The 11,113-nt window shown below is 51.3% G+C and carries 7 protein-coding genes; 5 read left to right on the top strand and 2 right to left on the bottom strand.

Annotated elements, in window-relative coordinates; translation table 11 throughout:
- Window positions 1–41: 41 nt before the first annotated feature.
- The 3 genes from R0V12_RS05745 to R0V12_RS05755 all read left to right on the top strand — a co-directional run bounded on the left by R0V12_RS05745 (window position 42) and on the right by R0V12_RS05755 (window position 5,987).
- Window positions 42–3,461 carry an ATP-binding protein gene (locus tag R0V12_RS05745; RefSeq protein ID WP_320072268.1) on the top strand — a complete coding sequence of 1,140 codons (3,420 nt, stop codon included), beginning with the start codon at window positions 42–44 and terminating at the stop codon, window positions 3,459–3,461.
- A 347-nt stretch (window positions 3,462–3,808) separates the two neighbouring features.
- Entirely contained in the window at window positions 3,809–4,654 is an 846-nt protein-coding gene (locus R0V12_RS05750) for a DNA adenine methylase (RefSeq protein WP_320072269.1), read from the top strand.
- Entirely contained in the window at window positions 4,647–5,987 is a 1,341-nt protein-coding gene (locus R0V12_RS05755; RefSeq protein WP_320072270.1) for a type II restriction enzyme, read from the top strand. The genes R0V12_RS05750 and R0V12_RS05755 overlap by 8 nt, the downstream gene beginning before the upstream one ends.
- Before the next feature lie 52 nt (window positions 5,988–6,039).
- On the opposite strand, the gene R0V12_RS05760 is transcribed toward R0V12_RS05755, so the two are convergent.
- Window positions 6,040–6,942 (bottom strand): type II restriction endonuclease, encoded by a 903-nt coding sequence (locus tag R0V12_RS05760; protein WP_320072271.1) that lies wholly within the window; start codon window positions 6,940–6,942, stop codon window positions 6,040–6,042.
- Between the two features lie 456 nt (window positions 6,943–7,398).
- Here R0V12_RS05760 and R0V12_RS05765 point away from each other — a divergent pair, with 456 nt between their 5' ends.
- Window positions 7,399–7,905 carry a DUF4357 domain-containing protein gene (locus tag R0V12_RS05765; RefSeq protein ID WP_320072272.1) on the top strand — a complete coding sequence of 169 codons (507 nt, stop codon included), beginning with the start codon at window positions 7,399–7,401 and terminating at the stop codon, window positions 7,903–7,905.
- Here R0V12_RS05765 and R0V12_RS05770 read toward each other — a convergent pair.
- Window positions 7,879–8,832, bottom strand: coding sequence for a CPBP family intramembrane glutamic endopeptidase (locus R0V12_RS05770; protein ID WP_320072273.1), 954 nt, complete (start codon window positions 8,830–8,832; stop codon window positions 7,879–7,881). The two genes, R0V12_RS05765 and R0V12_RS05770, sit on opposite strands and share 27 nt — an antisense overlap.
- A 222-nt stretch (window positions 8,833–9,054) precedes the next feature.
- Between R0V12_RS05770 and R0V12_RS05775 the strand changes: the two genes are divergently transcribed.
- Window positions 9,055–11,112 carry a hypothetical protein gene (locus R0V12_RS05775; RefSeq protein ID WP_320072274.1) on the top strand — a complete coding sequence of 686 codons (2,058 nt, stop codon included), beginning with the start codon at window positions 9,055–9,057 and terminating at the stop codon, window positions 11,110–11,112.
- Window position 11,113 lies beyond the last annotated feature (1 nt).

Raw genomic sequence — 11,113 nt, forward strand, 5'->3', positions numbered from 1 at the left:
GCCTCCGACAGCGAATCGTACACACTCTTGACGACCGTTCCGTGAAGATTCAACATGAGGATTTCGAGATGTGCACAATCTCCATGCTCCGAAACCTCTATCCCAACATTGAAGCAGTGTCAGGAGGAACCGACGGAGGCCTGGATGGAAGGGTCAATCAAGAAGACGAAACCGTTGGCGTCCTTGTTACGTCGTCCCGACGACAAGAAGGAGCCAGAGAGAACCTTAGGAAGAACCTCAAATCAGTTTCCGAGAACTATCCACACATAAAAGCCATTATTTTCGCTTCACTAGCGAAAAACTCAATGTACCAGAGGAAAAAATTGGAGGTCATTGCCCAGGACTTAGGGTTCACTCTTAAAGCAGTCTTTGACAGAGACTGGTTTGCCGATCAGTTCTATGAGTATCCAGACTGGCGGAAGACCATCCTACAAATCCCCGGGGACCCATCCTGTTTTTCACGAAAGCCTCCGGGATGGAATCAAGAGTTTGCCGACCGCTACACCATCGGTCGCGAATCAATAATCAATCAAATAAATAGAGCTCAACGTGACGTGGTGTTGTATGGAATACCCGGCATCGGCAAAACCCACGTCGCTGCATCTCTACGCAATACCGCATTCACCAATTCATATGCAACTGGGGCCCACCTCATTGACGACTTGATTGAACTACGCCCCGACTACGTTGTAGTTGATGATGCTGGGCTGAACATAGAAAAACTCCAGCTACTTAGAGATATACGGCATGCAGAAGGCCTCGATTTCAGACTTATCGCTACCTGCTGGCCGCATCAAGAGAGCAAGGTTACCAAAGAGCTTAATCAAGCAGAAACGGTTCAGATCGAGCGTTTATCTCGCGCAGAAATTGGAGAAATCCTGCGAGGTAAGGGGATCACCCGATTAGCCATACGTGCTCAGATCTTGGACCAGGCAGACGGCAGGCCTGGTTGGGCAATCAACCTAGCGAATCTTGTAATCGAGCACCAAGATCTAGATGCCGCGTGGTACGGCGGTGGGCTGCAAAAAGCAGTGGAAGAATCGATGGAGAAGCTCGGGTTGGATGACCAACGTTCTCTAGCTATCTTGGGGACTCTAGCGCTAATAGGTGATTTGGATGAACGAGAAATGGCGAAATTCGGTGAATTGCTGGGCATCCCTCGTACCGACGTATCCGGATCATTAGAGAATATCGCGAAAGCTGGGCTAATTGATGTGTCACTACAGCGAACTTACGCGGTAATAAGCACTGCAAAACAGCCAATGAACCTATACCGCACCCAACCGGGGCTGATGCGAGCATCGCTCGCCACTGCTGTTTACTTCTCCGAACGGAACCTACCGGTTAGCATTATCGAGGTAAAGGATGCTTTTCCCGAAAAGCTTGCATCAATCCTGCGAGCCCAATGCGAAGGTTATTTTCTAAAGGCTACTCGGCCTTGTCTACCAGAATTCGAGGAGATTAAATACCTGGCAGTAGAGCACAACGACTCCTCACTACTCCGGCTCTTCTCTGCTATCGGCCCATGGCAGTCCGAGTCTTGCGCAGAAGCAATTCTTCACCGCATACAAAGCTGCATGGAGGAGAATAACCGAAAGAACGCGGTCAAAAGCGCACAAGATTTCGGTAATGCGCTGGCTGCAATGCATTGGTCGGAAGGCTCGCCAGTCGTTGAGCACCTAATAGGTGCCCTCCATACTCTTGAGGCCGCTAGTGCCGATTGCCAGTCTGCGATTTCTCAACTGGCAAAGAACTTACAAACCCCACTTCCCGGCGAACGACCATCAGCTGAGAAAACAATCCGTCTTCTTCGCAGTATCCACAACGCACCAGCCCCAGATGATTTTGGTGAAGTCATCGCACGACTTACTGCGGCTCTAGCTTCGCCAATAGTGGAAACCATTTCTATCGATCCCGAGTCCCGCTCAACTTTCATACTTATGAACGGAGCTTGGGAGCCACAGACATTAAAACAGATCGGAGAAATTACTGATCAAATTTTGTTAAGTCGTTGGCAGTACTTACCGCCTAAGGCTCAATGCCAACTGTTGGAGCTCTTAAGGGAGTGGGTACAAATCGCCTTCAGGGGTACGACGTTTACGCTGACACCTGATCAGCGAGATGCAGCTAAGAATGTGGCTCTTTCACTGGCGACAACAATGTCGAGTTCAATCACCGATTCCGGTGTCAGAAAACTATTCAACGATGCGGCTAAGCCTCTCAATTTAAAATTAGAAGAACCCGACGAGCTCTTTACAGCGTTGGTAGACAAATACGATCTCCGACTTGATACAACTGAAGCCTTTGAAAAACACGATGCTGCCATCATCCGTGCCTTGGCTCCATATCTAGACGATGAGCCTCAGATCCTAGTCAAGTGGTTGAAACGACACTCGGCATCTATTCACCTAGTGCGTAATGGAGAGGGCGTTCAAGCGCTTTTCAGGGTGCTATCCAACCAGAATATCGACCATCGTGCTTGGCTATTGGCGGCTCAAATGGCTGGTTTCGTAAAGGAATCTAAACCTCTTTTATCTGAATGTGTCAAGCAGAACACACTCTCCACAGCTGATCTCGAGTGCATCGGAGATTCCTCGGAAGGCTTCCAAGCATTGCTGGAGACTGCGATCGAATGCAGCACCGATGAAACAATTCTTGAGCACTGTCTGGTGCGAGCAACTGCCGATAATTTCGTTCATATAAGCCACGCTGCTATCTGGCGCTCCGGTACTCTCGCTCGAGACAAACTTTTCGCTCACCCGAATGTCACAATCAGAGGCAGATGCGCAGCTATCTGGGCGGAGTGGCCTAATCTCGATACGCAGAATACTCATTGGCGAAAAGCCATCACTGATTACTCCTTTGCAACGGCCGAAGCTAGCTCCTCGTTTTCCGACGAAGCTCTCTGGGGAATCTTGCAAAGTGACGTTGATCTATTTACAAAACTATTTCGTTCTGCTCTCGTGAACAACAACAACTTAGATTTCACACAATGGTCCTATGCCATAAAAAGTACAGACGCACCTATAAAAAGCCGTATCTGGCAAAACATCTCAACTGCGCCTCTCTCTGCTGAAGCTTTCTGGGTAGTAGCGGGCAACGACATCACTTGGGTGAAAAGCGAAGTTTCAAATGCAGGTTTCAAACAAACAGCGGATGATTTATTGGATGCTTACATGTTCACCCTAGACACAGACTACGAAATGAGAGAGCTTGCGGAAGCACTACGACCGCTGCAGCCAGATGCAGAGAAATTTGTGTATGCAACAGAGTTTCGAAGCTACTCTGGCCTCGAATCAGACAAAGTGCAAGAGTACCTTGATAAGTTCCAAAAACTATCTACGGATGAAGACCCTTACTTTTCTCAAATCGGTAAAGCAGGTATATCACGATATGAACCCTGGCTTTCCAAGGCGAAAAAACAGGAACGCGAAGCTGAGGTGCGAGGACGCCTAGTATAAGAAAGGCGCTACTACAGAAGGCCCAAATCGACGACGAGACAGTTTGTTCACCAAGGACGATGGATTCATTTTGACGTACTTCGCTACCACTGTGAGCAGGTTCTCGATCTATTTGGTACGTAGGTATAAGCGACTATCCGCTTACGCTAAATCGAGTTCCCCAGAGTCAATCCGAGTTGAATGATCTGGCGACGGTACACCTCAACATCTCACTGCGACGAGAGATGTGGAGGAGGCTAAAAGCTAAAAGGCGTCTGAGCTGGGTTGAAAGAGCATCAGTGAGTTTTGTCCGGGGCCTTGAGTAGACTGCATCTGAATCATTCGCAAGCAACTTCGAGGAGCCCTACATGACACAGGCACAACGACCTTTGGCCCCAATTTTGAAGTGGGTCGGCGGCAAGCGGCAACTGCTACCGGAGATTGCGAAGCATGTGCCGGACAGCTACTTGCTATACGTCGAACCGTTCCTCGGGGGAGGCGCCGTGCTGCTGCATGAACAGCCCGCGCAGGCACGTGTGAATGACTCGAATGCAGAGCTCATCAACGTGTACAAGTGTGTGAAGAAGTCCGCGTCGGAGCTTATAGAAATCCTAGAAGAACACGCCCGTCACAACGCCGCGCGCGGCAGCGAGTACTACTACTCCGTGCGCGCGCTCGACCGGAGTGAAGAGTACCGCGATCTTAGCGACATTCAGCGAGCTGCCCGCATCCTCTATCTGAATAAAACCTGCTTCAACGGACTCTTTCGTGTGAACTCCGCCGGCCAGCTCAATGTACCATACGGAAAGTATAAGAACCCTAACATCGTCAACCGAGAGCAGATCTTGGCACTGGAAGAGTACCTGAACGAAGCGGAAGTCGATATGCGATGCGGTGACTACAAAGATTGCCTCGTGGACCTACCACAGGACAGTTTCGTGTATCTGGACCCACCATACATGCCTCTAAGCCGAACCTCCTCCTTTACTGGGTACACGCAAGAGGGATTTGTTTACCAAGATCAGGTCATATTGCGTGACGAGTGCCTTAAACTGAAAGAGCAAGGAATCGCATTTCTACAGTCTAATAGTGACTGCGAAGCAATCCGAGAACTTTACAAAGACTTTGAAATTCACACGGTGAATGCTCGCCGTGCGGTCAATTCCAAAGCAGCCAAGCGCGGTTCAATAACCGAGGTGCTCATTCGTGGCTAGTACAGAAGGCAAAACAAACACGGCGTGGAACGCACTGCTGGAAAAGTATCCTATTGAGGAAACCGTTGAGACCGAAGGGCTCTACGACATCACCGCAGCCGCAATCAAAGAGTTCCGTGAACCGCGCCTCATGACGAAATTCGACACCTCCGACTCCGTCGCCGCCCCACTGCGTACGAGGAAACTCAACGTCCTACCCACGAGCCGGAGCTCATACGTCATCGGTGGGTTTAACCTCTACCAAGAATTCCCAGACAGCAGCCACCTCACACCCACATCCATCCCGCTGCCAGAGCTCGAAACACTACGAATCGACAACCTAACCAGCGAATCTAACGCTATCAACGCGCTCGTCGTCTCAGGTGCCCTCAACGACTTCCTCGGCGAAGAACAGGGGGACCTCATCGAAACCTTCAACGGACGAATGGGCACTGGCAAATTTGACTTCCGCGTGAATCTGCACAATTCCAAGACTCTTGGGGAAAGTTCACCTCTCGAGCAGGCCTTGAACAAACAGGTTCGTATCAACGTGAATAAGGCACAACTTGAAATCGATGGTGGCTTCGAATCCCCAAGCTCCGTGGTGATCATGGAAGCCAAGAACGTCATCAACGACGACTTCAACGTCCGACAGCTCTACTTCCCATACCGCCTTTACAAGTCCCGCGTACACAAACCAATCCGACTCGTTTTCTCCCAGTTCACAAACCTGACCTATCACCTGTACGAATACACTTTCACAGACCCTGAAAACTTCTCTTCAATCGAGCTGATAAAAAGCAAGGCCTACAGCTTCGAGGACCAAGGCATCACTGCCCAAGACCTACTATCCGTGGTACGTGGAACTACCGTCACCACATACGACACCCACGGCAGCTCCGATATCCCATTCATCCAAGCTGACCGCTTCGACCGCGTCCTTTCCCTTATCGAATTCCTCTCTAACCAACCCGACTACGAAGCCACTTCCTCAGAAGTCACCGACTTCATGGGGCTCGTCATCCGGCAAACCGCCTACTACATCGCGGCGGCACGCTACCTTGGGGTCGTCGATAGGATCGGGTCCGGGAAGTACGTCCTCAATAAACAAGGCAACGACATCCTCAACCTCGGATACAAACAACGCCAACTCGCCTATGTTCGTCTCCTCAGCCAGCACCACATCTTCAACATGCTCCTACAAACCGCGCTCACCAGCGGTTGTGTCCCCCGCATCGACGTCATCACGAATGAAATGCGTCAACACAACATCTGCATCGAAGAATCCACCATCAATCGGCGCGCCCAATCTGTCGCTAGCTGGATCGCCTGGGTCCTAGCGCTTATGGAGTAGGGGATCTTTGATTATCAATACATTAATTGGACACTTTTTAATGTAAAATCATCTATCCTAAATAGTCTTTGAGGTAGCCATCTTCTATCATTTGATAGTTAAATACTTTACCGATATACTCCATCGCTTCTAACAAGTGCGATTTGTCTGAGTCCCACCCTTTACCATCAGTAATATAAATAAACTCATGATTAGTACGAGAGAAACGGTCTGATAAATCCATAAATTCTGTTGCCGAAGCTTTAGACTTACTGCCTCCAGCGTTGAAATTGTTTACCTCAAAAAGGTACAGCTTTTTTCTTTTAGGATTAAATAAAGAGCCATCAAATTGACGATTGTTGAATGTCTCATCAAGCGCTAGGCCATACATGGTTTTAACTGTCTTAGACGTTGTCTGACCGTTATATAACCAATCTTTTTCTTCTGCAAAATCTTGCAAAACAGCCTCTAAGAAACTTTCCCCCATTTTTCCGCTTCTATTCTTACGCCCATTAGAATCTAATCCTGATTCAAGCCCTACGGCATAATCATGTACCGATTTTCTAATTCCTGACTGAAAGACCCATGTCAAACCCGATTCATCTAAAAATTTAAGATACAATGGCAGATCTTCTTTTTGTATCTCTTTAAAATCTAGTTCGTAATGATTATCTACATCTTGAACTGATAATTTTCCACCACTCATTCGACCAGGTCTTATGCCTAGCAATGTAGGCAGCATTGTAAGCATATTTGGCCGTTCGGTAAAAAAGTTATGCACCTCTTCGTTTGTTTTACCAATCAAATAATCTAGCGTATATAACTCGGGCAACTCATAACGCTTCATGTTTTTTCTTACATTATCGTAGTTAACCCAATAGCTCGGTAAAAAATTAAGGGTCGAGCGTGTTTCTAAAAAATATTCCACTTTTTGCCCAGGGGTCATATTTAGATAACTAAAAACATCATGCCGCATACTTCTAGGCCCTTTCTCTACGGTTTATGATTATTAATTCATTTACTTTTCCACGGCCTGTTCCTTTAGAGTTAATCATACGGCCAGTAAATACAATATGCGTCGTATTTTGATAGTCCTTACAGAGCTCATAAATGACTAGTAAATCCCAATTGGACAACATGACATGAGCACCTCTTCTGTCTAATTCAACAAATACGTCACGTAATCTTTCTTGCCTCTCTAAACCGAGCACAACTTGTAAATGCTGAAGCTTCAGAGACGGGTGGTATGGAGGATTGAAATGAACAAAGCCACCTTTTCTGCTGTTTGAACACATTCTTCAAAGTCACCATTTGAAATAGTGATTTCTGAAGCGTCCTGATCATCGACTCCGATAACTCATTCGGCCCCACGGAGATTTCCTACCTGGAAAATGCTTTCTACAAGCAGGCGAAAGACGCTGGCCGTGTTGACATGGCCAACGGCAACGATCCCTCTCCTGGCAATGTGACCGAGGAGAAGAGGGCCAAGCTGGACGAATTTATTGCAAAGGCGAAAATCCTGATCAGTTCACTGGGCTACCGGGCGTTTGAACCGGCCGATGACGCCAAATCCTTGGCGCACAACACATCGAAGCCAACACACTCCAGTGGAGAGCCAACGCTGGTGATAGAAGAGAGGGGTGCTTCCGGAGAAGGCCGCCAGACAAGCGACGGATTCGTCGTCCTTAAAGGCTCGAACCTGCGAGCAGAAGTGACCGATTCCGCGCCTGATTCGGTGCGAAAGGCCCGAGAGAGGTTAGCTAGCCGCGTCGAAGGTAACGTACTCAAGCAAGACACGGTGTTCTCTTCTCCGTCCGCAGCATCGAGCTTCCTAATGGGTACACCCACCTCGGGAAAGGTCTACTGGGAAACTATCGATGGCGTCAGCCTAGGTGCTCTCGAGGCGGCAGAACTACAAGCGGCTGCTGGCGAAATGTAGGTGAGGCGAAGCTGGCGTCGATAAGCTGGGGCCTTCAATGACGCGGTGGGGGAGCTGCCCAAACGAATGAACCTCGCGGGCAAGTGCGTGCCTGAGCACGAACACTACCCCCGCCGAGCACGCGATCGCGACCGCGATGCCAACCTGCCAAATCAGCTCCACGTCACCGTCGCTGAGCTGGCGAAACGTCGGGCGCAACAACCAGGTCACCGCCGTGCACGTGATGTTGTACAGCATGTGGATTGCGATGGACCACACGACGCTCTTCGTGGCCACGTACACCGCAGTCACGATCGCAGCCAGCGGGAGGACGGTGATCGCCTGAAAAAAGTTGTTATGGGAAAATCCAAAAGCAATTGGCATGAACAGCAAGTACAACACAGCCAGGACCATAGGGTAGCTTGACAGCAGCGAGTACCGGCGGACTAGGGAATACGTCGTTTTGCGCCACAACAGCTCCTCCGCAATCGGCGCTGCAATACACGCACCAATATGACTAAATATGCGGTACTCCAAACTCGGATCCCCATAGTTCACATGGTTCACCCTGTTATACCCAAGCACCGCGAGCGGAACGGCAGCACAAAACACCGCAACCAAACACGCCACCTTCTTCATGGCGGGACCCTGCTCTGCCTCCGAAAGCATAGGCGCCACACCGTACGAGTCCTGCGGCCTGCACAGAAAATACACCAGCGCATACCCAGCGAGGTAGACGTGCATAATCACCAAACTCGGCGCCCGACCGTACACCTCAAAGGCGGAGAATCCGATCAGCGTGACCATCAAATACGCGACAAAGAGGACGGCGGTGAGGACGAGGATGTCTGCAAGAACCGAGCCGAACCTGGAGTATGGAACGTTCGGGGTGGCAACAGTGGCGCTGGTGGGTGCTGCACTCGTCATGATGATTCGGGCTTTCTTCAACGAAAATCTGTAGAAGAAGTGTAGTGGCCCGCGTTCCGAAAAAAGCCTTTTCCAGCGCACTGCCTGGTCTACGATAAGGAACACACGGGTGTGGCCAAGGATCCACTGCTCGGGAGTTTTCACAAGGTGGATTGAGTGGACTGCGTTTTTCTGTTTGATGGCCATAGCTCTGCGCTTCTTCCCGGACTGTTTGCGCTACAGCCGAAGGACAAAATCAAGGTAGTGAGTACGACAGAGGCTGTCGCAGATGCACAGGTGCTGGTGGACTATCTGCAGTCACAAAGAGAGTTTGCAGGACTTGAATTTGAAGTAGTTGATGCTGGTTACTGTGTTGACTTCGACGACTGCCTTGCGCAGCTCAACGCTATAGACGTACACGCTCCCTATCGGCTTGATTACACGGATGGTAACCGCGTCTTGGCTGCGTGCGCCATCTGGAAACATCTCGACGACCATGGCGGCGAGCACCATCACCTGCGCCAATACCTGGACAACTTTTCGGGAAACATGCTGCTGGACGGGGTGGAGCACAACGTCAACGCCTACGGCGTTGGGCAGCAGCTGTCGCTGCGCCATTTCATCGGTGCGACAGGGAGGTCCTACGCCACAAGTTTTGGGCCGATGCGAGTGAAACACAGCAGCCCCAGCAGGAGAGCCGCCGCATTCAAGCACGTGAACCACCTTTGCGATGAAGTAATTCGCCATGATTCTTCGCAGCCCAATGCGACCACGGCTGGCAGGCTTCGCAAAGCGTTCGAGCCGCTGAGGGAGTACTTCTCCGGGCTGGATGATGTATCGCTCGAGCACAATGCGACTGGTGCCGCGGGGGAGATTGTGGTGGGCTGCTACGCGGCGCTCGCCGCAGATGAGGTGTGCGCGGAGAAGGGCTTGGAGTACGAAGTGCTCGGCGGGGTGAAGATTCAGATTGCAAATGCATATGGTGTCCAAGCCAACCTTGCTGAGTTCGACGTTGTTTTGCGCGTCAATCAGCGCATCCTCCACTTTGAGGTGAAAAGGAAAGACCAGCAAGCGAGAAGTCTGTTCATCGATAGGGACATGCTGGGTCGGAGCATGTTTGGCCCCGAGACGCATGCGTGGACAGTGACGCTACGATCCACCAGGCGAGAGATCCAGGAGCAGCTCGAAGAGCTGGAAGAGGTGGGGCACACACCAGGAACGGCGCGGGACAGGTTGGACTTTGATGTGATCGCGTCGGGGAAGGAGCGGCGTGAGTTTTACCAGCACCTTGTAGAGAAGATCGTCTCCTTTCGTCCCAGGCAGGCCGCGCCCGCGACGCCTGATCTGCGCGGTGTCTCGCAGGTGGATGTGTTGTCGTGCACGTTGGGGGTCGCGCCGGCGACGCAGGCGCTGGCGGGGGAGGTCGCTGCGAAGTTCAGGATGGATGGCATCGAACGTGCTCCGGTGTTTGGGTGTTTGACCTCGTTGGATGGTGCGCCTGAGTTGCCTGGGGGCGTCGAAAAGAAAGTGTTTCAATTTGGCCGGCTGGATGCTGCTGTGGCGTACCAGGTGGCGTGTGCTTCGCGGCCAACGTACGTCGGGGTGACGTCGGGCCCGAAGTGGGCAGTTGGGGGATTCACCCGGTACGCGTGGGAAAGCGAGTCAGTGTATCTGGCGCACCTCGACCGCATTCAGCTTCTTCTTGACGACGACACCTACGGTCGCTGCGTGCGATTCTGGAACCCACGCTTGGAGTCGCTGGCATATCGGCGCCAGTACGAAGAGACATTTGAAAACATCTCTGACAGCGGAGACTACCAATTGCTGACCCCTGGGCAGTTCGGGAAACTCACCCGCCGCGCACGGACGATTGCCGAGGAAGCCGACGCACGCGGAATTGAGGTGTATGTCCCGGCGGACTCAAAGTACGGGAAACTGCGGCAGTTCCAGATCAGGCACGAACCGCACGTTCCTATCGAGGTACTGATCTTGACGGGCAGGAACATGACCGCCCTTGTTGCAGTCGTGGACCAGTCGGCGTCGCAACGCGTTGTCCACCAGGCAGCTGTCCGGGCTGCGCGAAACCGCATCGTCGAAGAGGAGGCAAAGCTGGAGGCCGTCGTTGGTCCGCTAAATCGGGTGATGGTAGTGCTGCCAGACACGTTCCGATCCCCGCCCACAGCAAAGGAATCACCCAGTGGGCGCCGACTCACGTGGGAAACCGCAGTCCGTGCCAACGACTGGTTCGAAGTAGTCCCCTACGGGGGAATCCTCGCCGACCATATCCTCGTTCCGGACGAATTCTGGACATCTCTTACCTAGC

The sequence above is a fragment of the Corynebacterium sp. UMB2355A genome, assembly GCF_033877495.1.
GTDB classification, from domain to species: Bacteria; Actinomycetota; Actinomycetes; order Mycobacteriales; family Mycobacteriaceae; genus Corynebacterium; species Corynebacterium pseudogenitalium.